Below are 24,889 nucleotides of genomic sequence, written 5' to 3'. Positions count from 1 at the left end.
GGTGGTGGTCGAAACGTGGTCAGTCGAGCAGGGCGCGGCCCAGGGCGCGGGCGCCGTCGACCGAGGGGACCCAGTCCAGGCGCCAGATCCTCAGCCGCTCCAGGAACCGGCGCAGCGCACCGCTGTCCTGGCCGGTGGCGGCGCCGACGAGCCAGGGCGCGTACTCCGCGCGCAGGTTCATCCGCTGGGCGGCGACCTCTGCGAGGACCTCGGACGCCGGTACCGGGACCGGCCGCGGATCGACCGCCGCCGGATCGCGGCGCAGGACGATCAGGTCGGTCAGCCGCCCGGTCGAGCCGACCCGGACGCCCAGGACCTCGTCGACCTCCCGCCGGGTGAGTGAGATCTTCCGTCGGGAGCCCGGCTGCCATGCCTCGCGTTCGATCTCACCGCCCGGTGTGCGGAAGTCCTGCGGGCGCAGCAGCGGGTGGGCGAGCAGCCGCTGCTCCGCGCCCAGGGCGCGGACCGCTCCGAAGCCGAGGCGAACGGCGTCCGGGTAGGCGGCCAGGCGGATGGCCCGGTCGGCTTCCAGCACGGTGATCCGGTCGCCCGAGAACAGCCGTCCGCGGCTGCCCAGGACCAGGGCGGCGGTGGTCTTGCCCGCGCCCGAGCCGCCCACCAGCGCGACGGCCCGGTCCCCGGGCAGGCCCACCGCCGCGGCGTGCAGTTCGACGCCGCCATGGTGCGCCAGCCGACCCCGCATGATCTCGGCGGCCAGCCGCTTGTCCGGAGGGGTCGCCGTCCCGTGCCCGTCCAGGACCACTTCCCAGCCGCCCGACGCGTCCTGGGCCAGGACGTAGTGGCCGCGTTCGGCGGGGGAGTTGGCGAGCAGCACCCGAGTGTGGTGGTCGCCGGTCGGGCCGCGCTCCAGGCCGGTGGGAGCCAGTTGCAGGAAGTACTCAGCACGCCCGTACGCCGCGACCGGCCGTGCGGGGCCCGTCCGCGCCGCCGCCCGGACTCGGGCGACGCGCTCGGGGTTGGTGCTGGTGACGATGCGGACCACCGTCTCCGGCCGCGGCCGGTCCGCGCCCGGCAGCGGCGCGGACTCGTACCAGTGGTGGTCGGCCCAGAGCGCGGCGTCACGTTCCTCGAAGCCGAGGTCGAACCCGACCGGCCACCAGGTGGCGCGCAACCCGAAGGGGACCGGCGCGGTCACGCCACCACCACCGGGACACCCAGTTCGGCCGCGGAGAGCGAGCCGTGGCTGCACACCGGCGACGCGGGCCGGTGGCCCTCGCCGGGCGACGTCCGGATGCCGTACCCGGGAAAGGGGAAGATCCGGACATCGCCGATCCTGCTGCGGGCGGCCGGAGTGACCCGTGGTCCGTAGATCCCGGCGTGCAGGGCCTCCTGACGTGTCATCACCCACGCTTTGTCCTGGAAGTGCTCCTTGGCGGCCGACGCGAGCTCCCCCTCGCGGCCGGGTCGGCTGATCAGGTAGGCGTTGCGGTCCTCGCCGCCGATGGCCGCGCACAGGTCCGCGACCGGACGTGGGACCGCCAGGTAGGCGGCGACGGGCACGCAGCCGTGGTCGGAGGTCACGACCAGGCGGGCCGAGGCGGGCAGCAGGTCGATCAGGGCGGCCACCACCGTGTCCACGTAGCCGAGTTCGGCGTCGTAGTGGTCGCCGAAGCCGTGGTGGTGGGCGGTGGTGTCGAGCCCGTCGTAGTAGAGGTAGATGTCGCCGGAGGTCTCCCGCAGTGCCCGTGCGACCTCAACCACCATGGCGGAGGGCGTCTTCCACACCGCCTCGGGGTCGCTTCCCAGGTGGAGCGCGGTGAAGCCGGTCCCGAGGTGCTTGCGTTTGGAGATGACGTACGGCCTGGCGCCGCCGAACGGCGTGGGCGGCTCGAAGGCGGGCGGCGCCCCGCCGCCCGACTCGAAGGCGGGCGGCGCCCCGCCGCCCTGTCTGGACCACAGGGACCGCAGGACGTCGTACTCCGCCCAGTGGCCGGAGCCGTCCGGCACCGGGACGCGCTGTCCGACGATGCCGTGGACCCCCGGCGCGGAACCGGTGGTCAGGGCGGTCAGGGCGGCCGCGGTGGTCGTGGGGGCGACGCTGTCGAGGCGGGCCAGGAGGTGGGTGTTGAGGCTCGGCGCCACGCCCGCGCGCGCCACCAGGTCGGCATGGCCCAGACCGTCCACGACGAACAGCACGGTCCGCCGGGCGTCGGGGCGGGCCCTGCTGCCGAACGCGTCGCCGGGGACGGCGCCGCCCCATCCGAGGAGATGTAACAATCTATCAATACAAAATCGCCCATAATCGGGTAGCTTGAAGTCCACCGCATCCCCGCTGCGTAATGGCGGCCGACCGGGGCAGCACAGGCTGTCAGTCAACCAACCGGACCAGAGCGTAATCTGGGGACAGCCTAAAATCGCCCCCGCGCTCTGTCAACAACCCTTCCGGCCACGCCGTGGATTCTATTGCCGTGCACCCAAAGCTGATGCTACGGTTTCCGACGGAACCGGCTGGGACGGGTGATCGGCACGCGGGCCGACAGTCGAAGAATCGGATACCGAACCTTTCACGGGTGCGACCTATTTTTCTGATGAAGTGTCAAGCATCCCAGTTCAAAGGGAATTGCTCGGTATGCGAGGCACAGGTGGGAGCGTGGAGGGGTACGTCCCGGACGCTCCCCGGGGGTGCTGCGGCGGCTGCCGCGAGCGGCTTTCCGCCGACCTTACCGCCATTCCGAAACGGAATTGTTTCGACATCGCCGAGGCCACGAATTCAGCTGACAACGGGGGTAGGCAGAGGTCTCATGGAAAAGCAACTGCGAAATGTGTTGGTCACTGGCGGAAGTGGATTCCTCGGATCGCATCTCTGCGAACGCCTCCTTCGGGACGGGAATTCCGTGGTCTGTCTGGACAACTTCGCCACCGGGAATCCGGCGAATATCGCGCACCTGCTGGCGGAGGACGGATTCCAGTTCGTCGAACGCGACATCTGCGACGGGCTGGACCCCGACATGGAGGTGGACGCGATCGTCCACCTCGCCTCCCCGGCCAGTCCCCGGGACTACCTAAGACTGCCCGTCGCCACGCTGTGGGCCGGCTCCGTGGGCACCCTGGCGGTCCTAGAACTGGCGCGGCTGCGCCGGATCCGCGTCGTCTACGCGTCCTCCAGCGAGGTCTACGGCGACCCCCTGGTCCACCCTCAGACCGAGTCGTACTGGGGGAATGTGAACCCGGTCGGGCCCCGGTCGGTGTACGACGAGTCCAAGCGGTTCGGCGAGGCGGTCCTGGCCGCCTACCGCCGCGCACACGGAGTCGACACCGGGATCGTGCGCCTGTTCAACACCTACGGCCCGCGGATGAAGTCGGACGACGGGCGGATGATCCCGAGCTTCATCAACCAGGCCCTGAGCGGCAGCCCGCTGACCATCTACGGTTCGGGGGGGCAGACCCGGTCGCTGTGCTACGTCGCGGACACCGTGGAGGCACTGTGCCGCTTCCTGGACAGCCCGTACCCGGGACCGCTCAACCTGGGCAACCCGGAGGAGATGACGGTCACCCGGACGGCTGAGCTGATCCTCGAACTGACGGCCTCGCGTTCGGACGTCGAGTTCCTGCCCGCGCTGGAGGACGACCCGCAGCTGCGTCGACCCGAGATCGAGCGAGCCCGCCAGGCGCTCGGCTGGAAGCCGGAGGTCGACCTGCGGGACGGGCTGGCCAGGACCATCGCCTGGTTCGCGGCGCAACGGGCCGCCGCCCGAACCTGAGCCCCCGGCCCCGGCGGGCCGCCGACCACTGACCACTGACCACCGATCACCAATCACCAGGAGAACACCGATGGCCTCCCCCACCCGGGTGCTGCTCGTCCGGCACGGCCAGGCGCGGGCCAACGTCGAACGGATCATCGCCGGCCCCCGCGGGTGCACCGGACTGACCGACACCGGCCGGACCGAGGCGGGCCTGCTCGGCCGCAGGCTGGCGGCCTCGGGCCCCCGCCCGGACGCGCTGATCTGCAGCCCGCTCCCGCGAGCCCGGGAGACAGCGCAGATCGTGGGCGAGCACCTGGGCACGACCCCGGACAGGGTGGACGGCGATCTGGTCGAACTCGACCCCGGTCAGGCCGACGGCCTGTCCGACGACGCCTACGCGAAGCGCTACGGCCACTTCGACATGCTCCTGGAGCCCGACCGGCCGTTCGCCCCCGGGGGCGAGAGCTGGTCGGCCTTCCGTACCCGCGCCGAGACCACCATGGAGCAGCTGTCGCGGGAGTTCCAGGGCCGCACCGTCCTGTGCGTCTGCCACGCCGGTTTCATCGTCGGCGCCATGGTCACGCTGCTGGACATCCCCCGCCCCGGGAACACCACCGACCTGTCACCCCAATCGACTTCGATCACCGAGTTCGGCCACGACGGCGGCCGGTGGAATCTCGTCCGTTACAACGATCACGCCCATCTCGAATCCCCCGGCCCCTCCTTGTCACCCACATAATTTAGCAAGTGTCAGCTTCTGACTCTCGGAACAGAATCCCTGGCACGGCGTGCCCAGCACATCCGAGTCGAATGGAATCATCAAGCGCAGTCTTACTTTTCCGACTCTCCGGGGGAGGATCATCATGACGGCTCGCGGCCGTTCAGCCGCGGACCCGCGGCAGTGGACCCGGCCCCACGGCTGGGGGCGGCGGCTCCTGCTGCTGGTGCGGCCGGAGTGGCCGGTCATCGGCGCGACCTTCGCCCTGGCCCTGCTCGCCGCGGTGGTGGGCGCCACCGTGCCGCTGGTCGAACGGCAGGTGGTGGACAAGGTGATCCTCCGCCACAGCGAGCCGCTGCTGCCCTGGGCGCTGCTGCTGACCGCCTTGGGCGCCGCCGGCTTCGCGCTGTCGCGCAACCGCCGGCTGCGGTCCTCGGAGATCGTGCTGAAGGTCCAGTCCCGCCTGCGCGACAGCGTCCACGACCGACTCCAGCAGTTCGACGCCTCGCTGCGGGAGACGATCCCGACAGGCCAGCTCATCTCCCGCTCCAACGCCGATATCAACCGGCTGGTCAAGCTGCTCTCCCCGCTGCCCGCGATCACCGGCTACGCGGTCACCGTCGTCAGCTCGCTGGCCCTGATGCTCGTCCTGTCGCCGCTGCTGGCACTGGTGAGCTGCCTGACCGTGCCGATGATCCTCATGGTCGCCTTCCGGATGCGCTCCAAGGTGGTGCCCTCCACCTGGGACGCCCAACAGCGCAACGCCGAGGTGGTCCAACGGGTCAACCAGGTCGTCTCCGGCATGGAGGTGGTCAGGGGGTTCGGCCAAGAACAGCGTGAGATCGAGCGGATGATGCAGGACTGCCAGCGGCTGTTCGGCGCGCGGCTGCGCGCCGTCCGCATCCAGGCCCGGTACCGTCCGTGGTTCTTCCTCGTCCCGGCCCTGGGCCAGGTCGCGACCCTCGCCGTCGGCGGCTGGATGGTCTCCCACCAGTGGATCTCGGTGGGCACCTTCCTGGCCTTCTCCACCTACGCCCTGGAACTGGCGGTGCCGTGCTGGCTGGTCGGCGGCACGCTGGCGACGCTGCCGCAGATGCGCGGCACGGCCGAGCGGATCTTCGACCTGCTGGACACCGCCTCCCAGGTCCAGGACGCTCCCGGCGCGGCCGAACTGCGGATCACCGGAGGCGAGCTGAGGTTCGACCAGGTGACCTACCGCTATCAGGACCACGAGCCCGCCCTCACCGACTTCAGCCTCACGGTCGCCGCGGGCGAGACGGTGGCGCTGGTGGGTCCGTCCGGCTGCGGCAAGTCCACGGTCGCGGCGCTGGTACCCCGCTTCCAGGACCCGCAGGGCGGGCGGGTCCTCATCGACTCCACCGACCTGCGGCAGGTCTCGCTGTCCTCGCTGCGCGGCCAACTGGGCCTGGTCTTCGAGACCACCTTCCTCCACTACGGCACCGTGCGTGACAACATCGCCTACGGGCGGCCGTCGGCGACCGACGCCGAGGTCGAGGCGGCGGCGCTGGCGGCCGGGGCGCACGACTTCATCGTGCGGCTCCCCCTGGGCTACCGGACGCCGGTCGGCCAGCGCGGCAGTGCTCTCTCGGGCGGCCAACGGCAACGGGTCGCCCTGGCACGGGCCCTGCTGGTCGATCCGCGGATCCTCGTCCTGGACGACGCGACCAGCGCTGTCGACCCGCGCGTCGAGGAGGGCATCCTCAACACGCTGCGCGGTCCGCTGCACGGCCGCACCACGCTCCTGATCGCCCACCGCCGCAGCACGCTCGCGCTCGCGGACCGCATCGTGGTGCTGGACCGCGGCCGCCTGGTCGACCAGGGCACGCACGAGGAGTTGTACCGGGGCTGCCCGCTGTACCGCTCACTGCTGGAGGACACCGAGGACGGCGCGCTGCTCGGCACCGCCGCCGCGCCCGCACAGACAGCTGGGCAGACGCCCGCACAGACGCCCGCACAGACGCCCGCACAGACGGCCGGGCAGACGGCAGGTGCGGCGCGGGAGCAGCCGGACCAGGCCCCGGTGGTGCCGCGCATGGTCCGCCGCAACGCCGACATGCTGGCCCGGGTCGCGTCACTGCCGCCGGTCCGCGACACCGCCCGGACCGACCGCGCCCGCGCGCACGACCCCTCCACCCGCTTCTCGCTCCTCGGGTTCGTCCGGCCCTACCGGGGCCGACTGCTGCTGGGCGGTCTCCTGGTGGCACTGGACGCGTTGGGCAACATCGTCGGCCCCTACCTGAGCCGACAGGCAGTGGACGTCGGGGTCACCGGGGGCTCGGCCCGCACGCTCTACCTCGTCTCGGCCCTCTACCTGCTGGTCGCCGTGGCCGACTCGACCGGCTCCGGACTGGTCTCCCTGGTCACCGGGCGTACCAGCGAGCAGCTGATGTTCGACCTGCGGATCCGGATCTGGTCGCACCTCCAGCGGGTGCCCATGTCCTTCTTCGAGCGCGAGAACCCGGGCGAGGTCATGACCCGCGTCACCACGGACGTGGACAACCTCTCCTCCCTCTTCCAGGACGGCATCATCAACGCGGCGGTGAACGGCTTCTCCAGCGCGGCCATCGCGCTGGCCATGCTGGCGATGAACCCGGTCCTGGCCCTGACGGTCCTCGCCACGCTGCCGCCCATGGGGGCGGCCACCGCGGCGTTCCGTCGGCTGTCCGCCAAGCCCTACCGAGAGACCCGGCGCTACCAGTCCGCGATCACCGGCAGCCTGCAGGAGAGCCTGGCCGGAGCCCGGGAGACCCAGGCGTTCGTCCAGGAGCAGCGGCGGCACAGCGACTTCAGGAAGCTGACCCGGAGCTACTCCGAGTCGCGGCGGGCCGCGCTGCGGCTGTCGTCCCTCTACTTCCCGTTCATCGGGTTCCTCGGGGACCTGGCCACCATAGCCGTGCTGGTGGTCGGCTGCCTGCTGGTCGGCAGGCACGCGCTGACCGTCGGCAGCCTGGTCGCCTTCCTGCTCTACGTCGACCTGTTCTTCGCCCCGCTCCAGGACCTCTCCTCCGTCATCGACGACTATCAGCAGGCCCGTGTCTCCATGGCGAAGATCAGCGCGCTGATGGGCGAGGCGTCCGCCGCGGGTCCCACCGGGGCGGACGTCGGCGCGGGGGCGGCACCGCCGCCCCCGGCGGACGCGACCCGTTCCCAGGGGGCCATCCGGTTCGAAGGCGTGCGCTTCCACTACCCGGGGAGCGAGGGCGACGGTTCCGAGGCGCTGCGCGGGATCGAACTGCGCGTCGACGCAGGCGAGACCGTCGCTCTGGTCGGCGAGACCGGGGCCGGCAAGTCCACCGTGCTGAAGCTGCTCGCCCGCTTCTACGAGCCGACCGGCGGACGGGTGCTGGTGGACGAAAGGGACATCCTGCACTGGCCCAAGCATGCCTACCACAGCCGGACCGGCTACGTACCGCAGGAGCCCTATCTGTTCGCGGACACCGTCCGGGCGAACATCGCGTACGGCCGCCCGGCCGCCACCGGAGCCGAGGTGGAGGCAGCGGCCCGCGCGGTCGGCGCCCACGAGGTGATCACCGGGCTGAGCCGGGGCTACGACCACGTGCTGCGCGACCGCGGAATGTCGCTCTCGGCCGGTCAGCGCCAACTCATCTGCCTCGCCCGCGCGGAACTGGTCGAGCCCGCCGTCCTGCTGCTGGACGAGCCCACCGCCAACCTGGACCGGGTGAGCCAGGGCCGGGTGAACGCCGCCATGCGCGCCATGGCCGGTCGGCGCACCACCCTGGTGGTGTCCCACCGGCTGGAGGTCGCGCGGACGGCCGACCGGATACTCGTCGTGGACTCCGGCACGGTGGTCGAAAGCGGCACCCACCGCCAACTCCTGGAGCGCGGCGGCCGGTACGCGCGGCTGTGGCAGCACGCCACGGCCGAGAAGCACCAGACCCAGCGGACCCCGTGAACCTCGTGAACCCAGCGAACCCAGTGAACCCAGCGAAGGAGAACACCGTGCCGGAACGATGGCGGCTAGAGATCGACCCGGCCCGCTGCCAGGGCTCCGGCCTGTGCGCCGGATTCGCCGGCGGTCACTTCGCACTGGGCGAGGACCGCCGCTCCCGGGTGAGGAACCCGGTCGTCGACGCCGACGACGACGTGCTGAACGCCGCAGGCTGCTGCCCGACCGAGGCGATATCCATCACAGCCCTGGAGACCGGCGCGCCGGTCGAAGGATAGGAGGAGCCATGCCCGACGGGTCCGCGACTGGCGACAGCTACCGGGGCTTCGAGGTGGACGACGGGTACCGCCGCGTGCACGGCCGCGACGAGCGGGTGTGCCGCTTCGCCTACCACGGCGAGCGGTGGCTGGTGGCCGGCTACCAGGAGGTACTCGACGCGTTGAAGGACGACACCACGTTCTCCTCCGCGCACGACCTGCCGAACACCGACGGCGGGCGGCTCGGCGTGATGACCCCGCCGACCTCGATCCGGGCACTGCCCATCGAGGTCGACCCGCCCGAGTACCAGCGGTACCGCAGGATGCTGACCCCACGGTTCTCCCCCGCCGCGGTGCGGGCGATGACGCCGTCGATCCGGGAGTTCACCACCTGGTGCATCGACCAGAGCATCGACACCGGCGAGATGAACGTGTACGACGACCTGATCAAGATGGTCCCGGCGCTGACCACGATGAAACTGCTGGGGCTGCCGCTTGAGGACTCACTGGTCGTGGCGAAGGCCGTGCACGCCCGCGGTGCCGACCGCTTCGACCTCAACCCCGCCTGGCGCCACCTCCTGCACCGGGTCGACGCGGCCGTGCAGGCCAGGCGGGACCAACCGGGCGACGACCTGATCTCCGACCTGCTGGCCCAGGAGCCGCGGGTCAGCGGGGAGGAGATCGCGCAGGCCTGCTTCGCCGTCGTGGTCGGCGGTATGTCCACCACGGCCAAGCTGACCCTCGGCGCGCTCTCCTACTTCGGCGTCCACCCCGATCGGCGCGCGCCCGTCCGCGACGACCCGGAGCGGCTGCGCTCGGCCATGGAGGAGTTCCTGAGGTACTACAGCCCGGTTCCGTTCCTGTGCCGGACAGCGACCCGGGACCTGGACATCGGCGGCCTCAGCATCGAACGCGGCGAACGGATCGCGCTGGGCTTCGCCGCGGCGAACCGCGACCCGGCAGTGTTCCAGGACCCCGACACCATCGACATCGACCGCAGTCCCAACCGCCACCTGGCCATGGGCCACGGCATCCACTACTGCATCGGCGCGGCACTCGGGCGGGCCGAGGCGACCGTCATGGTGGAGGAGGTCCTGCACCGGATGCCCGACTACCGGCTGACCACCGCGTACGCGCCGGGGCACCGCACCCGGCGCGTCAACTGGAACGATCGGATGGAACGGGGCATGACGATAGCGTTCACCCCCGGTCCGCGGACCGGAAGGGCGCGGGACCTGGTCTTCGTCGAACTGCCCGGCTGAGTGGCGGCGGCCCCGGGTGCACCCCTGGGGCCGCCGCTGCCGCGCTCCGCCGTCAGCCGGTCTCGACCGGCAGATCCACCAGGTCGACCAGTCCACGCGCGACGATCGCCACGGCGATCATCTGCGACTTGATGACCGTCAGCAGCTTGAACAACGCCCCCTGGTCGCCCTCCAGTCGGATCGTCCCGTCCGCGATCATGTTGAAAGGGTCGATCTCGCCCCGCATCAACCTGAGCTCGTCCTGCCAGCTGTTGATGACCGTGAGATCAGCGTCCTGGTGCCGGCCGAGCCCACTGTGCACCAGCAGGCCGTCCCGGAGCTCGTCGAAGAACTCGACGACCCCGTCCGGACCCTGGGTGACCACATGCTGGAGCACCAGGCTCGCATCGGGTGTGGGTTGCAGAGCCGCCGACCGGCGGACCCTCTCGTCCAGCCATTCCTGGCTCAGAAAACGCACAGCCACGCCCCCGGTTCGTTTGGCAGCAGCGAAACACGCGACCCGTCGATCACAAGCCTAGTCCAGGAGCCGACGGCCGCCAAGGAGGCGATCTGCCGCCGCCAGGAAGATGACACGAGGTCACATTCGGTACCACACAACGGTGGTGGGCAACGGACCGCAGAGTGACGAGCCTCCGGTTCGGAAGCGGTTGCCTCGGCGACGGCTCGCATCCAATGGGCTCCACGGTTTGTCAATACGCTGGAAGAACCGCGAAATGCCGGGCTCCCCCACCGCAACGCGCGCCACCGTGGCGCGCGTTGCGGGCGGATATCGCGACAGACGCTTCAGCGGGCCGGGCCCATCCGGTCCGCCCCTCATGCGGTTCCTCTCGGACCGCCCCCTGCACGACTCCCCCGTGCCGCTTCACCCGCCACATCCATTGACTAAGAAGCCGTTGCTGAACCGGATGAGGCGTCGCTTGATCGGCTGATTCTTCCTGGTCAGGAATGGGGTGGGTGCTGGTGCGGCAGGCTCTTGGGGGTCGGGTTGTCGTCGTGCTGGAGGTGCTGGGATGCCGTCGGTTGTGGGCTTGTTGGAGGAGCGGGAGTTGGCGGCGCGCGTACGCACCGAGGCTCTGCGGGATGAGGCGGACCGGGTGCTGGCCGCCTTGGCCGACTCGGAGACGGAGTGGCACGAGTGGGTGATCGCCAGGCAGCGTGTGGGCGTCGTATGCGGGATGGCCCTGTAACTCCCGGGCTGCTGGAGCCGGTTGCCGCCGCCGTGGAGGCGGCACCTGCGGTGGCCGTCGATGCTCTCTCGCAGCCGCAGCCAGTGCCGATGGTCGCGTCGGCGCCGGCGGGTCCGGGTCGGACGGTGGCAGTGTGGGAGCCGGGCCTGGGGGTGGAGGCGCTGCGGGAGAGTTACCGGGCGGTGATGGAGGTGCTGGCGTCGGCCGCGTGCTCGGACGGTGACGTGGTGACCCGGTCGTGCCCGGAGATCGCGGTGGCTCTGGGGATGGAGATGACGAAGAACAACATCGAGGGCCGGGTCCGGCATGTGGCGAAGCGGCTGGTGGACCGGGGCTGGCTGGTCGAGCCGGTCCGGGGCCGGTTCAGGCTCGCCGACGGGCCAGCCGCCGCGTCATGGGCGTGGTCATCGACCACACCACCATCTGCTCGTGGACTTCCGGCAGCCCTTCGTAGTCCCGCGCCAGGCGGCGGGTGCGCATCAGCCAGGCGTTGGTGCGCTCGACCACCCACCGGCGCGGCAGCACCACGAAGCCTGACGTGTCGTCAGAGCGCTTGATGATCTGCAGTTCCAGGTGCAGCTTCTCGGCGGCCCAGTCCACGAGCCTGCCGGTGTAGGCGCCGTCGGCCCAGACCAGGGCCAGGCGGTGGAAGCGGGCGCGGGCGTGTCGCAGCAGCGGGCGGGCGGCGTCGCGGTCCTGCACGCTCGCGGCGGTGACCACCACTCCCAGCAGCAGGCCCAGGCAGTCCACCAGCAGGTGGCGCTTGCGGCCCGGGGTCCGCTTGCCGGCGTCGTAGCCCGATGACGCCTGCGGGACGTGGGCGGAGGCGCGCACGGTCTGCGAGTCGGCGATACCGGCGGTGGGTTGCGGGTCGCGTCCGGCGTCCTCGCGGACCTGCCCGCGCAGGCGGTCGTGCAGTTCGCCCAGCAGGCCCTTGATCCGCCAGCGCCGGTTGAAGGCGTAGACGCGGTCCCAGAGGGGGAAGTCCAACGGCATCGCCAGCCACTTGCAGCCGTTGTCGTTCAGGTAGCGCACCGCGTCGATCATCTGCCGGTGGCAGTAGGCCTCCGGCTGCCCGCCGCGCCCCTCCAGCCAGCCGGGCACCGGCATCGCGTCGCGCACCACCGCCCACCCCGCGTCTGACATGCCCGTGGGGTACACCGGCCGCCGGTCCGAATGGCCAGCCGCGTTCCCGAACCGGTGAGCGAGACAATCACACGATGGGTAAGGCCCGTTGGACGCGGCCCGGACCAAGACGGAAGACTGCGGCATCAGGGCCTCCTGGGCGTGTGCTTGGCTTCAACAACTTCGCACTGCCTCGGAGGCCCTGCCCTTATGCGCGCGTACGCCGCCGATCATTCGACCGTGTCATCCCAGTCGAACTGACACCCACCATGATCGATAGAGCAATGGCTTCTAAGTACTTAATAGATAAGCACTTAGGCTCATCCGCGCACCGGCGCAGCGCCCCAGTCGCCTCAGCCTTCTGCCGTCCTGGAGGTGATTCAGTGCGCCAATGAACTATGTGAACGCCTGCCCCAGCCACCGCCTCCCTGGCAGGTCACTCTGATCGGATTCACCGACACGGTGCGGACCGGTGCCGGTCCGACGGTCCACACCGCCCCCGTCGACCACGTCGCCGACTGCGACCTCCGGCTCGTGCCCGCGATGTCCGAACGCTCGCCGAGTGCGGAATCCTCGACGGCCTGCACGCCACCACCACCTGGCGGCTCGTCCCGGCGTTCCGCCAGCGCTACCCCAACGTGATACTCGACCAGAACCGCATGGTCACCAGCAGCGAGGCGGTGACCACCGTCGGCGCCGCCTTCGGCCACGTCGACCTGGCCCTGTCCGCGCCTACACCATGACGGGTGCGCTGGCCGAGAGCGACCCCGCGGTCGCGGCCTTCGGAATCAACTCCAGCGCCGCGTCGATGGAGCGCGGGACGGCGCCGGATCCGCCGCCGACGACGCCGCGGCCCGGGATCGGCGCACCGCTGTTGCCGCCGCAGCCCGCCACTCCGGTCGCGGCGAGCAGTAAGCAGGTCACGGCCATGAGGAACGTATGCGTTGTCCGGCCACCGCTGTGCACCTCTGTCCCAGGGCCACCCCGCGCCCCCGCTGGGCGTGTTCGGCCCTCCCCCGGCCCATCCTGGACCAGCTCGGGCGGAAGGGGTACCCGTCACGTGCCAACCTCGTTGCACGGCCCGGCTCTTGACCGAGGCGGCCGGGACGACACGTGCCTGGGGGCGCACCGGTTGGTGCGCCCCCAGGCACGTGTGTCGACTACGGCGTGCGCCGGGTCACCACCGGTACCAACGGCCACCTCCGCCGCTGCTACGAGCGAAGAACCCGATGACCCACAGGGCCAGCACAATCACCGCGACCCACCACAGAATATGAATCGCGAACCCCGCGCCACCCAGGATCAGGGCGAGCAGAAGAACAAGCAGAACAGCACCCATTGTCATCATCCTCCTTCACCACGCTGCTGCCCCCGGCCCGCCGGACTATGCACCGCAATCACCCCGACGCAGGCCACCGGACGCCTGCGCGCCCTGGCCACGAACGCAGGACAGCTCAGCGAACCTCTGGACCGTGGGAACCTGGTCCGATCCGCACGACCCCATCGCGGCCACCCCGAGAGCGCGTCCGTGCCGTGCAGCGGTCCTGACGCGGCATCCGGAGACGCTGAACGGCCTGTCGAACCGCCTCTCGGCGCGACCGACGAGCGCTTGGGTGAATGCGCGGCGAGGACCTCGCCGACGGGGGAGACAGCGAGGCCCTCAGCAAGCGCCTGCCCAGGCTTGCGGCGGTTGCACACGTAGGTGAGCGGTTTCTGGTGTTCGCGTGCGTCAGTCCGGGAGACGGCGGATGAAGTCCAGGAGCAGCGCGCAGAACGCGGCCGGCTGTTCCAGCGGCGCGAGGTGACCGGCGGCGGGGATGACCACGGGCTGGCCCGCATCGAGGTCGCGGGCCAGACCCTCGCCGCCTTCGAAGAAGTCGGGCATGTCGTCCTCACCGACGCCGACCAGGGCGGGAACGGTCAGCGTGCGCAGCGCCGCCGTTCCCTCGCCGAGCGGGTCCGCCGCCAGTACCGGCTCGCCGTGGGCGCGCTGGTCGGTGAGCCGGCGGCGGAGCATCCGGGCCGCGTGGGCGCGTACCGCGTCGGCCGCACCGGCCGAGGTCCACGCCGCTACGCCGGCTGTCACGGCGGCGTCCAGGTCGTCGGCGGCGAGCGCCGTCCTTTCGGCGTCCCAGGCCGCTCGCAGACGTGGGGAGGCCGGCTGGTCGTGGGGCCGGTATCCGACGAGCACCAGGCCCTGGATCCGCTCGGGTGCCGTGACCGCGGCCTGGAGCGCCACCAGGGCGCCGAGGGAGTTCCCGGCCAGGACGAAGCGGTCGGCTCCGAGGTGGTCGAGCGTGTCGAGGACGTCCGTCCAAGGGGCCGCCGCACGGTCGTGGGGAACGAGTGCGTCGCCGTGGCCCGGCAGGTCCAGGGCGATGGCCCGCACGCCGGCGGCGGCGAGCAGCGGCAGGTTCGCGCCCCACATGGTGCGGTCGGCGGGACGGGCGTGCAGCAGGACGACAGGGCGGCCTCGGCCCGCCTCATCGGAGGGAAGCAGCATGGCAGGCATCTTTTCTTCGGTGGACACACAGGGGGTGGACACACAGGGGGGGTGGGGGGCGGCGACCGTCAGGTCGCGGCGGTCAGTTCGTCGGTTTCCGCGTCGCTCAGCCGCAGCGTCGCCGCGGTCAGGTTCTCCTCCAGGTGCGCGACTTTGGAGGTACCGGGGATGGGCAGGACGACTCCGGAGGAGGCCAGCAGCCAGGCCGGCGCGACCTGCGCCGGGCCGACGTGGTGGGCGGCGGCGATCCGGTCGACGGGGCCGCCCGGGCGGGCCGGCTCACCGGCGGCCACCGGTGCCCGGGGGAGGAGACCTGGGACAGTCCGACCGCGACGATCTTGCCCTCGTCCTGGAGTCTCCTCAGCTCGCCGACCTGGTCCGCCAACGGGACCTTCGGGTCGACCCGGTGCAACTGGAACAGGTCGATGTGATCCACGCCGAGGCGGCGCAGGCTCATCAGGGCCTGTTGGCGCAGGTACTCCGGGCGTCCGAGCGGCGGCCACGCCGCCGGGCCGAGGCGCACCAGCCCCTGCTCGGTCCTGATCACGTCGGGCCCGTTGCGGGTCAGTCCGGCCTTGGTCGCGATCAGCACGTCGTCGCGGTAGGGATGGATCGCCTCCGGCGCGGCGCACCACCCGGACGCACTCCCGGCGGTCCTCGGGCTCACCCCACACCCCGAGTCCGGTCAGGCGCATGGCGCCGAAGCCGAGACGGGCGACCTTCTTACCGGCGATCTCGAAAGTACCGGCGGCGTCGGACAAGGACGTGGTCATGATCGGGGTTCTCCTTCCACTGCGGGCTCGGTCCGGTCCGTCAGGGCCGCTTCCTGCTCGGACAGCTGGCCGAGCAGGCCCAGGGCATCGGCGCTGGTGCCGCCGGGTTCCGCGCTGTACACGGACAGGTGCTGCCCGGGGGCGAGGAGGACGCGCGGAGGTTGCCCACCGCGATCCGTGCCGCGTGGTCCCAGTCGGCGTAGAACTCGCGCGCGAAGGGATCGAGGAAGATCATGCGCAGCAGGTTGTCGTACCGGGCGAAACCGCGGTACAGCTCGCGCGCCATCGCTTTGGCCGCGAGCACGTCCTGCGCCGCCCCGACCACGAAGGCCGGAACGTCACGCATGCCGTCCATCAGTCGCAGCAGCTCCGGAGCCACGGTCGTCGCGGCCTCCGACGTCCTGAAGGCGGACGGGCCCACCCGGAAGAGATGGGCGGCCGCCGCCTCGTCCCGCCGCACCCACCCGGATGTGCCGACCGGACCCGTATCCCATGGATAGGCATCGCCAATCGGGGCAGACGCCTGTTCGACGAAGGAGGAAGATGACATGGGCGCTTTGCTGCTGGTTCTTCTGCTTGCCCTGATCCTGGGCGGTGCGGGTTTCGCGATTCACATTCTGTGGTGGGTCGCCATCGTGGTTCTGGTGCTGTGGGTCCTCGGATTCGTCTTCCGCGGCTCCGGTGGCGGCCGCTGGTACCGCTGGTAGACAGCGAGTGCACGGCAAAGGGGGGTCACCCGGTGGGTGACTCCCCCTTTGCCGTGCGGCTCCGCACTGCGTGGGTGGTACGCGGCCCGTGGACCGTTGGCGCACCGGGTCGGGGAGCATCGCAGCGGTCCTGGCCGCAGAATGCAGTGGTGAAGACATCGAGCTACGACGGTCCGGCAACTGTTCTGGTCCAGGGGGGCGAGATCACGGTCCACGTGGAACTGACGGGCGAAGCACCTGTCCAGGGCGTGGCGAGCTGGCAAGGGGAAATCTGGGCGGAAGAACCGGATGAGGATTTCGGAACCCTGCGGCACGCCCATACGGCACAACTGCGATTCCCCGAGGGCGGCACGGGCGAATTCAGGCTCACCCGGGTGGTGGCCGGCGCCGGCCGCGTGCGGGCCCGGATCACCGGCAAGGGCCCGATCCCTTTCTGAGCGTCACCGGTTGCCGGGACGGTCCCGCCGCGCGGGGATACCGGCTCCCCGCTCGTGGCCGAGCTCGACGCCGAGCAGGACCGTCCACCGGCCGCTGGGCGCGGCCCGTCGGCCGCACCGGGCGTAGCGTGGGGGTAACGGCGCAGGTGGATGTCCGTACGCGTGACTGATACCTACGGAGAGCGGTCGCCAGGGCGATGACGCTTGTGCTCTGGGAGTCGTTGACCGGCGACCTGGCGATGTCGGCCGAGGAGGCAGGCATGTTCGGTTACCGGGTTCCCGCTCCTGACCAGGCGATGCTGATCTCAGGAGGTCGGCGCGGGATGGGCGTGGCGCCATTTCGAGTGGTGACCGGTCACGGCGCGTTCGTGCTCCCGGTCTTCCGCAAGACCCGCTTCCTGACCCTGGCGATGTGTGAATCGGAGGTCGACGAGACCTGCGTCAGCCACCAGGGCATCGCGTTGACGGTCCGCGCGGTGATCGCGTTCAAGGTCGGCAACGACAAGGAGAGCATCGTCAACGCGGGTCAGCGCTTCCTCTCCGACCAGGACCAGATGTCGGTGCTGACCGGCCGGATCTTCGCCGGTCACCTGCGCTCCATCATCGGCTCGATGACGGTCGAGGAGATCGTCACCGAGCGGCAGAAGCTGGCCACCGAGGTGCTGGAGACCTCCAAGACCGAGATGGCCACCATCGGCCTGACCGTGGACTCGCTGCAGATCCAGTCCATCGACGACGGCCAGACCGGCTACATCGCCGCCATGGCCGCCCCGCACAAGGCCGCCATCCAGCGCCAGGCCCAGATCGCCCAGGCCCTGGCCACCCAGCAGTCGACCGAGGCGCAGCAGTCCGCCGAGCGGAACCAGGCCGAGTACCAGCGGCAGACCGCCGTGGTGCGGGCGCAGTACTCGGCCGAGGTGGAGCGGGCCCAGGCCGAGGCCGCCCAGGCCGGGCCACTGGCGCAGGCCCAGGCCCAGCAGGAGGTGCTGCTGGCGCAGACCGAGCTGGCCCAGCGCGCGGCCGAGCTGCGCCAGCAGCAGCTGGTCGCCGAGATCGTGAAGCCCGCCGAGGCCGAGGCCGAGCGGATCCGGGTACTGGCCACCGCCGAGGCGAACCGGATGAAGATCCAGGCCGAGGCCGCCGCCTCCTACGACCGGGTGGCACTGGACCGGATGCTGATCGACCAGCTCCCACTGATCGTCAAGGAGGCCGCCAACGGCCTGGCCGGAGCCAACGTCAACGTCCTCAACGGCGCCGACGGCCTCAGCGAGATCGCCGCCGGCCTGGTCAGCCAGGGCCTGACCATCCTGGACTCGGTCCGCGCCAACCTGGGCACACCGCGCTCCCCCGACGGGAGCGCAGGCCCCGACGGTGGCAGCTCCCCGACCCGGCGGCCCGACGGCCCGCCCGGGATCGAGTAGTGGTCGGGGCCCGCTGCCCCGACGTCCCGTCGACCACGGGCAAGTCCGAATCCGCATCATCAACGCGCGGCGCCAGTGGCCCGGCTAGACTGCGGGTGGCGTTCCGGGGCGCCACCGGTCCGCGGACAGGGCTGAGCCCGCCCGGTTGGGTGTGGCATCGTTGTGGCCTCCTGCCTCCTTTCAGCCCGGCGTAGCGGACCGCGGGCCATGGAAGGAGGTCGCCGTGGCGACCGTTCGTCTTCCCGACGACCCGAACTTCGAGCAACTGCGCAAGCAGGCGAAGGACCTTCGCGACGGTGCCAGGTCCGGTGCGTCGGAGGCACTGGCCCTGGTGGGCGCGCACCACCCGGACGGACCGCACTCGCCGTCACTGGCCGGCGCGCAACTGGTCATCGCCCGCCGCTACGGTTTCCCTTCGTGGACCGCGCTGAAGCGGCACGTCCAGATCATCCAGCGGCACCGCCGCGTGCCGGACCAGGTGGAGACGGCGGCCTCACCCGCGGACGAGTTCCTGCTGCTGGCCTGTCTGCGGTACGGCCACGACGACCATCCGGACCGCTGGCGGCGGGCCGCCGCGCTGCTCGCCGCGCAGGCGGGGCTCACCGGCGCCTCGGTACACGCGGCCGCGGCCGCGGCCGACGTCGACGCGCTTGCCTCCCTGCTGGCCGCGGATCCGACGCTGGCCACCGCCGAGGGAGGGCCGTTCGGCTGGGAGCCGATCCTGTACCTCGCGTACGCCCGGCACGATCCCGACGTCAGCGCGGACGCGGTCGTCCGGGCCGCGCGGGTGCTGCTCGATCACGGCGCCGACCCGAACGCCGGCTATCTGTGGCACGGCTTGACCTCGCCCTTCACCGCGCTGGCCGGTGCGTTGGGCGGTGGCGAGGGCGGCCAACCGGCCCACCCGAGAGCCGATGCCCTGGCCCGCACGCTCCTGGCCGCGGGCGCCGACCCCAATGACGCCCAGGCGCTGTACAACCGCCAGTTCGGCTCCGCCGACGACCACCTGGCCCTGCTGGTCGACCACGGCCTCGGGCGCGGCGGCGGCCCGTGGCGGGCTCGGCTGGGCCACGCGATCCCCTCACCGGCCGACCTGGTCGCCGATCAACTGTGGTGGGCCATCACCCACGACCTCACCGAGCGGGTGCGGCTGCTCGCCGAGTGCGCCGACCCGCGTGCCGCGTTCCGGTTCCCCGACGACCGCCCGGCGCGGCTGCGGTCGTGGAACGGCACCACCCCGGCGCGCCTGGCCGCGGTGTGCGGCAGCGCCCGGGTGCTGGAGTACCTGGCCGCGCACGGCGCTCCGTGGTCACCGTCACCGGCCGACGGCGTCGACGCGCTGGTCGCCGCGGCCCTGGCGGGCGACCACGCCACCGCGGAGCGGCTGCGCGAGCACGCCGCCGCCGCCCGCCGCCGGCGGCCCGGCCTGATCGTCTGGGCGGCGGCCCGCGGCGCCTGGCACGCCGTCCCGCTGCTCGTGGAACTCGGATTCGACGTCAACGCGCTGGGCCGTGGCGACGTCCCCCTGGAGCAGTCGTGGGAAACCCCGCTTCACCAGGCGGCGGCCAGCGGCGACGTGGTCGGCGCCCGCCTCCTGGTCGACCTGGGTGCCGACCCCGACCTCCACGACGCCCGGTTCGACGACACCCCACTGGGTTGGGCCGAGCACTTCCGCCACAGCGAGGTCGTGGGCTTCCTCGGACCACTGACCGGGCTGACCGGGCTGACCGGGCTGACCGGTGAGTGAGACCGCGGCCCGACGGCAGCCAGAACCCGGACAGCGGACGACGGGCTCAGCGCCGGTCGTCCGCAGGTGTGATCAGCCCCGCAGCCGGGCGCCTGCCTGCTCCTCCAGCAGGGCGACGGCGAGGAGTTCGCCGTCGACCGGGCCGTAGCGCTGGAGTGCCTCCTGGTGGAGGCCGCGTACCCGTTCGGCGATGGTGTGCGGCGTCGCGAGCTCGGCGGCCATCGAGGCCACCACCGCGAGTTGGTCGTGGATGCGGTCCAACGGGTAGGAGGCGAGGTAGTCACCGGCGAACAGGGACGACAGGTCGCGGCGGATGAAGTCGCTGCCGGCCGCGCTCTCGGCGAGGGTGTCGCGCAGCACGTTGAGGTCCACACCGGCCCGCTGCCCCAGCAGCAGGGCCTCGGCGGTGGCCGCCGCCTGGCCGAACCAGAGCAGGTTGATCAGCAGCTTGACCGTGTAGCCCGCGCCGGGGCCACCGACCAGGGCGATCCGGCGCGGGTCCGCGACCAGCTCCAGCAGCGCCCGGTGGCGGGCGAGCAACTCGCCGTCCCCGCCCACGAAAAGACGCAGCGAGCCGGTCTCCGCGTCGGCGGGGCTGCCGCCGATCGGGGCCTCCAGCACGCCGATCCCGCGCGCCGCCGCCCGCTCGCGCAGCGGCGCGGCGGCGGCGGGCGCGTTGCTGGACATGTCGATCCAGGTCGCGCCCGGGGCCAGGGCCGCCAGCACCTCCTCGGTCACCGCCGCCGTGACCTCGGCCGGTCCTGGAAGCACGGTGATCAGCACCTCCGCGTCGGCGGCGGCCGCGCACGCCGAGGTCCGCCACTGGGCCCCGTGGTCCAGCGCGGCCTGTTCGCGTTCGGCCCGGACGTCGTGGACGGCCACCGCCAGTCCGGCGTCGACGAGCCGGGCGGCGATGGGAGTCCCCATCCGCCCGATACCTATGATCCCGATCTGTTGCTGCACCCCCGGATCGTAGTCCGGGTCGAGGGCGCTGACCCACGAGCCACCGCCCCGGTGCGCGCCCCTTCAGCGGCACGCAAAAATTCAACTGACAGCCGTCCGCCGGTGCGGCAGGATGACCGACTGCCGTACTGACGAGTGAAGGGCACACCGGATGCCGCACCTTGCACCGCGACCGACTCCCGGAGCCGCCGAGGAGCTCACCGCCGAAATGATGCAGGACGTCGCCATAGCGGTGACACCGGCCATCTCACCCGACGGTCGCCTGGTCGCGTACGGGGTGACCGCGGAAGGCGGCAAGGACGGGCATCCGCACGGCTCCCTCTGGGTCGCCGCCACGGACGGCGGCGAGGCCCCGCGCCGACTGACCGACAGCACCGCCCGCGACCTCGCTCCGAAATGGGCACCCGACTCGGCCTCGCTCTTCTTCACCTCCGAGCGCGAGCAGCGGGGTACCGCCCAACTCCACCGGATCCCCGTGGGCGACGGCGAGGACGTCACCAGGGTCCAGGCACTGACCAGTTGGCGCGGGGGAATCTCCGACCAGTACCCGCTCGCCGACGGCCGGACGGTCGCTGTTCTCGCCGAGGACGAACCCACCGCGGAGGACGAACGCCGGGAGGCCGAGGGCGACGATGCCAAGGTCTGGGGTCGGCACCTCCCCGTCACCCGGTTGCGCCTGCTCGACCTGGCGACCGGCGTGCTCCGCACCGTGGAGCGGCTCGGGAACCGCCATGTCGTGGAGCTGGCCCAGCGTCCGGACGGCGGCCCGCTGGCAGTGCTCAGCTGGGCCACCCCGGAACTCGACCCCGGCGTCCTGAACGCGGAGTTGCACCTGGTCGACCCGCACACGGCAGCCGTCCAGGACCTGGGCCCGATCGGCATCGAGGCCGCGTCCCCGGTCTGGTGGCACCATGACGGTGTGTGGCACCTGGCGCACCTGGCAATCACCCCGCCGCACCTCATCGGCGGCCTTGCGGTGCTGGACACCGTCCCGCCGGTGACCGGTCCGGCGGTCGAGCACCGCAACCTGACCCTCGGCATGCCGGTCAACCCGACCGAACTGGTGCAGGTCGCCGACGGGCCACCGCTGGCGCTGTTCGCCGACGGACTGGACACCGCGCTGTACCGGCTCGATCCGCAGTCCCAGCGGTTCCAGCAGCTGTCCTCCGCCACCGGCGCGCTCGACCGGCTGAGCGCGAGCCGCTCCGGCGCGGCCCACGCCGTGCTGTGGAGCACCGCGTACGAGCCCGCGAACGTGCACGCGGGACCGGTCGGCGGGCCGCTGCTCCGGCTCAGTGACACCAGGCCGCAACTGCGCGGTATCCGCTGGGGAGTCCAGGAGCGCCTCAGCTACCGGGCGGGCGACGGACTCCAGTTGGACGGACTGCTGATCCTCCCGGCCGGCCGCGAGCGGGACGAAGGCCCCTTCCCGCTGGTCACCATGGTCAACGGCGGGCCGTACAACCGCTACCCGGACGCCTTCGAGGTGAACTCGATCGACTGCGGGCAGTGGCTGGCGACCGCCGGTTACGCCGTCTTCCTGCCCAACCCCCGGGGCGGATCGGGCCACGGCCACGAGTTCGCCGCGATGGTGGCGGGCGCGGTGGGCGGCGACGAGTGGACCGACATCCTCGCCGGAATCGACCTGCTGGTCGCCGAGGGGGTCGCCGATCCGGAACGCCTGGGCATCTCCGGTTGGAGCCACGGCGGTTTCATGGCCGCCTGGGCCATCAGCCAGACCGACCGCTTCAAGGCCGCCATGATGGGCGCCGGCATCAGCGACTGGGGCATGCAGGCCGGTACCGGCGACTGGGGAATCCTGGACGCGGCGCTCGGCGGCAGCACCGGCTGGGACGGTCCGGGACCGCACGTCCACGACCGGAACAGCCCGATCTCCTACGCGGCCGGGATCCGCACCCCGATCCTGATCCTGCACGGAGAGCAGGACACCAACGTCCCGCTCGGCCAGGCCATCCACTTCCATCGCGCCCTGCGCCACCGCGGCGTCGAACACGAGTTCGTCGTCTACCCCCGCGAAGGCCACGGCCTCACGGAGCGCAGCCACCAGCTGGACGCCCTGCGGCGCATCCGCGGCTGGTACGACCGCTGGCTCCGGGACGCGACGTGAGAAGGGTCCGCTGGCGCGTGCCGGTCGCACGCGCCAGCACGCGGATCGCGGGCGCGGTGTGCCCCCGGCGTGGTCGCGTCAGTGGACCTCGTTGAGTTTGCCGGTGGCCACGTCGAAGACGAAGCCCCGGATGTGGTTCTTGTGGACGATGAAGGGGTCGGCCTGGATGCGGGCGACGGACTGGCGCACGTCGGTGTCCAGGTCGGTGAAGGCCTCCGCGGCCCAGGGCGGGCGGATGCCGGTGTCCTGCTGGACGGAGTCCTTGAAGCCGTCGTCGGTGAAGGTCAGCATGCCGCAGTCGGTGTGGTGGATCAGGATGATCTCCTCGGTGCCCAGCAGCCGCTGGCTGATGGCCAGCGAGCGGATCTCGTCCGAGGTGACCACGCCGCCGGCGTTGCGGATCACGTGCGCCTCACCCTCCTTCAGCCCCAGGATCGCGTAGACGTTCAACCGCGCGTCCATGCAGGCCACCACCGCCAGGCCCTTGGACGGCGGCAGGGGGAGCGGCCCGGTGAAGGACTCGACGTAGCGAGCGTTGTTGGCCAGGAGCTCATCGGTCACGGACACGGCGAACCTCGGTTCTCAATGGAGCGGGAGAGCGGGTGCGCGCGAAACCCACCGTGCGCGCCGCTGCTGCCGCTGACGATTGCCTTCGTTGAACTGCATGGGCCCTTTGGCAGCGTGGCGCAGAGCCGCATACAGGCCAGTCAACCCCTGATGCGGTCAACCGGCAAGACAAACGCCTGTTCGTAGGGGTGGGGCGGCAAGACTTAAAGTCACGACACACTCGCGCAGCACGTGGTTCACAATGCGGGCGCGGCATCGGGCCGGGGTGGTGGCCGCCGCCCGCGCGGAGCACTGCTTCGCAACGATCCCGGGGCCCGATGCCGACCGTACGTGACGGTGGATCAGAGGCCCTGCCAGGAACCCGGCGTGCTTCCGCGCGCCCGGTCCCGGCAGGGCCCCGTGTGGTCAGTAGCCGTAGACCAGGTCGTAGGCGGCCTGGGGGGAGAACTCTCCGGCGGTGGTGCCGGTGCCGGTCCCGCAGTTGCCGTCGGACTCACCGGGGGTCTTGATCCACAGCAGCATCTCGGCGCCCCCGCCCTGCTGGTCGGTGGTGCCCAGCTTCGCCCCGTCCGGGTTGCACCACTGGCCGTTCGAGCCGTTGCCGTTGCGGCTGGTGTCGATCACGTAGGGCTTGGTGTAGCCGTACCAGGCCTGTAGGTCGGCGTTGATCGCGTTGCCGTAGGCCGTGTTCTGGGCCGTGGTGTAGAAGTTCGAGACGTTGAGCGAGAACCCGTGCGCCTTGGCCAGTCCGGATGAGTTCAGGTAGGAGGCCATGGTGGCGGCGGACAGCCAGCCGGGGTTGCCGGCGTCGAGGTAGACCCAGCTGTCCGGGGCCTGGTTGGTGAACTGGGTGATGGCGTTGTTCAGCAGCCCGTCCCGGTCGCTGATCTGGGCCGAGGTCATGCAGCTCTCGTCGGCCACCGCGTCGGGTTCCAGGATGACCAGGGCCGGGCGCTTGGCGATGCCTCCGGCGAAGGCGGCGATCCAGGTGTCGTACGCGGCGTCGGAGGTGGCGCCGCCGCTGGACTGGCCGGAGCAGATGTCGCGGTCGGTGATGTTGTAGGCGACCAGGACCGGCAGCTTGTCGGTGAGCGCCGCCGCGCCGACGTAGGCGCCGGTGGCGGTGCCGATCGTCCCGCTCCAGTCACCGAACCAGTCGGCACTGGGCTTGTTGGCGATGGCCGACTTGATGGCCGCGGTACGTCCGTCGCCGGGGTTCGCGTTGGCCCAGGTGGCGGCGGCGTTGCCCGGGTCCACGTAGAAGCCGTTGGTCGACGTGACCGGGTTGCTGCCCGCGTAGGCGGCGGGAGCACCGACCAGGGGAAGGGCGGCCAGCGCGGTGGCACTGACGATGGCGGCGGTACGGATGATGCGTCTCATAGCGGTACGTCCTGTTCTCGAAGCGGTCCGCCCTCGGCTCAGGGCGCGGGTGACCGCATCGGCGGGTGGGAGTGAAACTGGA

Annotated in this window: 22 protein-coding genes and 1 pseudogene; 11 read left to right on the top strand and 12 right to left on the bottom strand. The window is 71.3% G+C overall.

Annotated features, from left to right (window positions below; genetic code table 11):
- Window positions 1–19: 19 nt before the first annotated feature.
- Window positions 20–1,156 carry a hypothetical protein gene (locus GXP74_RS17510; protein WP_182452400.1) on the bottom strand — a complete coding sequence of 379 codons (1,137 nt, stop codon included), beginning with the start codon at window positions 1,154–1,156 and terminating at the stop codon, window positions 20–22.
- The gene (locus tag GXP74_RS17505) at window positions 1,153–2,238 is read right to left on the bottom strand and encodes an alkaline phosphatase family protein (RefSeq protein WP_182452399.1); all 1,086 of its coding nucleotides are present in this window, start codon (window positions 2,236–2,238) and stop codon (window positions 1,153–1,155) included. Before GXP74_RS17505 ends, GXP74_RS17510 begins: the two co-directional genes overlap by 4 nt.
- 524 nt (window positions 2,239–2,762) lie before the next feature.
- Between GXP74_RS17505 and GXP74_RS17500 the strand changes: the two genes are divergently transcribed.
- The 5 genes from GXP74_RS17500 (at window position 2,763) to GXP74_RS17480 (ending at window position 9,869) form a co-directional block, all read left to right on the top strand.
- Window positions 2,763–3,722, top strand: a complete 960-nt coding sequence (locus tag GXP74_RS17500) for an NAD-dependent epimerase/dehydratase family protein (protein ID WP_182452398.1) — start codon at window positions 2,763–2,765, stop codon at window positions 3,720–3,722.
- A 70-nt stretch (window positions 3,723–3,792) separates the two neighbouring features.
- Complete coding sequence (locus tag GXP74_RS17495; RefSeq protein ID WP_182452397.1) at window positions 3,793–4,443, top strand: histidine phosphatase family protein; 651 nt, start codon at window positions 3,793–3,795, stop codon at window positions 4,441–4,443.
- A gap of 124 nt (window positions 4,444–4,567) precedes the next feature.
- Window positions 4,568–8,356 carry an ABC transporter ATP-binding protein gene (locus GXP74_RS17490; protein ID WP_182452396.1) on the top strand — a complete coding sequence of 1,263 codons (3,789 nt, stop codon included), beginning with the start codon at window positions 4,568–4,570 and terminating at the stop codon, window positions 8,354–8,356.
- A 47-nt stretch (window positions 8,357–8,403) separates the two neighbouring features.
- Entirely contained in the window at window positions 8,404–8,628 is a 225-nt protein-coding gene (locus GXP74_RS17485) for a ferredoxin (RefSeq protein ID WP_182452395.1), read from the top strand.
- Between the two features lie 8 nt (window positions 8,629–8,636).
- Entirely contained in the window at window positions 8,637–9,869 is a 1,233-nt protein-coding gene (locus GXP74_RS17480) for a cytochrome P450 (protein WP_182452394.1), read from the top strand.
- 52 nt (window positions 9,870–9,921) lie between these two features.
- Here the strand turns inward: GXP74_RS17480 and GXP74_RS17475 are convergent, their stop codons facing one another.
- The gene (locus GXP74_RS17475) at window positions 9,922–10,332 is read right to left on the bottom strand and encodes a hypothetical protein (RefSeq protein WP_182452393.1); all 411 of its coding nucleotides are present in this window, start codon (window positions 10,330–10,332) and stop codon (window positions 9,922–9,924) included.
- A gap of 547 nt (window positions 10,333–10,879) precedes the next feature.
- Between GXP74_RS17475 and GXP74_RS17470 the strand changes: the two genes are divergently transcribed.
- The gene (locus tag GXP74_RS17470) at window positions 10,880–11,056 is read left to right on the top strand and encodes a hypothetical protein (RefSeq protein ID WP_182452392.1); all 177 of its coding nucleotides are present in this window, start codon (window positions 10,880–10,882) and stop codon (window positions 11,054–11,056) included.
- Window positions 11,057–11,419: 363 nt separating this feature from the next.
- Here GXP74_RS17470 and GXP74_RS17465 read toward each other — a convergent pair whose 3' ends face one another.
- The 6 genes and pseudogenes from GXP74_RS17465 to GXP74_RS17440 form a co-directional block, all read right to left on the bottom strand.
- On the bottom strand, window positions 11,420–12,202 hold the full coding sequence (locus GXP74_RS17465) for an IS5 family transposase (RefSeq protein WP_182452391.1): 783 nt from the start codon (window positions 12,200–12,202) through the stop codon (window positions 11,420–11,422).
- Window positions 12,203–12,913: 711 nt separating this feature from the next.
- Window positions 12,914–13,111 (bottom strand): hypothetical protein, encoded by a 198-nt coding sequence (locus tag GXP74_RS17460; protein ID WP_182452390.1) that lies wholly within the window; start codon window positions 13,109–13,111, stop codon window positions 12,914–12,916.
- A gap of 247 nt (window positions 13,112–13,358) precedes the next feature.
- Window positions 13,359–13,529 (bottom strand): hydrophobic protein, encoded by a 171-nt coding sequence (locus tag GXP74_RS17455; RefSeq protein WP_182452233.1) that lies wholly within the window; start codon window positions 13,527–13,529, stop codon window positions 13,359–13,361.
- Window positions 13,530–13,910: 381 nt separating this feature from the next.
- Window positions 13,911–14,684, bottom strand: a complete 774-nt coding sequence (locus GXP74_RS17450) for an alpha/beta fold hydrolase (protein WP_182452389.1) — start codon at window positions 14,682–14,684, stop codon at window positions 13,911–13,913.
- Between the two features lie 68 nt (window positions 14,685–14,752).
- A pseudogene (locus GXP74_RS17445) lies at window positions 14,753–15,457 on the bottom strand (aldo/keto reductase).
- Between the two features lie 40 nt (window positions 15,458–15,497).
- Window positions 15,498–15,917 carry a hypothetical protein gene (locus tag GXP74_RS17440; RefSeq protein ID WP_225448008.1) on the bottom strand — a complete coding sequence of 140 codons (420 nt, stop codon included), beginning with the start codon at window positions 15,915–15,917 and terminating at the stop codon, window positions 15,498–15,500.
- Window positions 15,918–16,005: 88 nt separating this feature from the next.
- Between GXP74_RS17440 and GXP74_RS17435 the strand changes: the two genes are divergently transcribed.
- The 4 genes from GXP74_RS17435 (at window position 16,006) to GXP74_RS40380 (ending at window position 19,769) form a co-directional block, all read left to right on the top strand.
- Window positions 16,006–16,164, top strand: a complete 159-nt coding sequence (locus tag GXP74_RS17435) for a hydrophobic protein (RefSeq protein WP_182452388.1) — start codon at window positions 16,006–16,008, stop codon at window positions 16,162–16,164.
- Window positions 16,165–16,313: 149 nt separating this feature from the next.
- Window positions 16,314–16,601 carry a DUF4873 domain-containing protein gene (locus GXP74_RS17430; RefSeq protein WP_182452387.1) on the top strand — a complete coding sequence of 96 codons (288 nt, stop codon included), beginning with the start codon at window positions 16,314–16,316 and terminating at the stop codon, window positions 16,599–16,601.
- 260 nt (window positions 16,602–16,861) lie between these two features.
- A complete protein-coding gene (locus tag GXP74_RS17425; protein ID WP_182456512.1) occupies window positions 16,862–18,022 on the top strand; it encodes a flotillin family protein in 1,161 nt (386 codons plus the stop codon).
- A 223-nt stretch (window positions 18,023–18,245) separates the two neighbouring features.
- Window positions 18,246–19,769: an ankyrin repeat domain-containing protein gene (locus GXP74_RS40380; RefSeq protein ID WP_225448007.1), complete on the top strand. Its 1,524-nt coding sequence runs from the start codon at window positions 18,246–18,248 to the stop codon at window positions 19,767–19,769.
- 72 nt (window positions 19,770–19,841) lie between these two features.
- On the opposite strand, the gene GXP74_RS17415 is transcribed toward GXP74_RS40380, so the two are convergent.
- Window positions 19,842–20,732, bottom strand: coding sequence for an NAD(P)-dependent oxidoreductase (locus tag GXP74_RS17415; protein ID WP_225448006.1), 891 nt, complete (start codon window positions 20,730–20,732; stop codon window positions 19,842–19,844).
- Between the two features lie 151 nt (window positions 20,733–20,883).
- On the opposite strand from GXP74_RS17415, the gene GXP74_RS17410 reads away from it, so the two are divergent.
- Window positions 20,884–22,860 (top strand): S9 family peptidase, encoded by a 1,977-nt coding sequence (locus tag GXP74_RS17410; protein WP_182452385.1) that lies wholly within the window; start codon window positions 20,884–20,886, stop codon window positions 22,858–22,860.
- A 78-nt stretch (window positions 22,861–22,938) separates the two neighbouring features.
- Here GXP74_RS17410 and GXP74_RS17405 read toward each other — a convergent pair whose 3' ends face one another.
- Both GXP74_RS17405 and GXP74_RS17400 read right to left on the bottom strand, forming a co-directional pair.
- On the bottom strand, window positions 22,939–23,427 hold the full coding sequence (locus GXP74_RS17405; RefSeq protein ID WP_182452384.1) for a carbonic anhydrase: 489 nt from the start codon (window positions 23,425–23,427) through the stop codon (window positions 22,939–22,941).
- Window positions 23,428–23,832: 405 nt separating this feature from the next.
- The gene (locus GXP74_RS17400) at window positions 23,833–24,807 is read right to left on the bottom strand and encodes a glycoside hydrolase family 6 protein (protein WP_182452383.1); all 975 of its coding nucleotides are present in this window, start codon (window positions 24,805–24,807) and stop codon (window positions 23,833–23,835) included.
- Window positions 24,808–24,889 lie beyond the last annotated feature (82 nt).

This window comes from Streptacidiphilus sp. P02-A3a (assembly GCF_014084105.1).
Classification (GTDB): Bacteria; Actinomycetota; Actinomycetes; order Streptomycetales; family Streptomycetaceae; genus Streptacidiphilus.
Note: the sequence above shows the minus strand (reverse complement) of the source record. Positions and strands in the feature narration are given on the sequence as shown.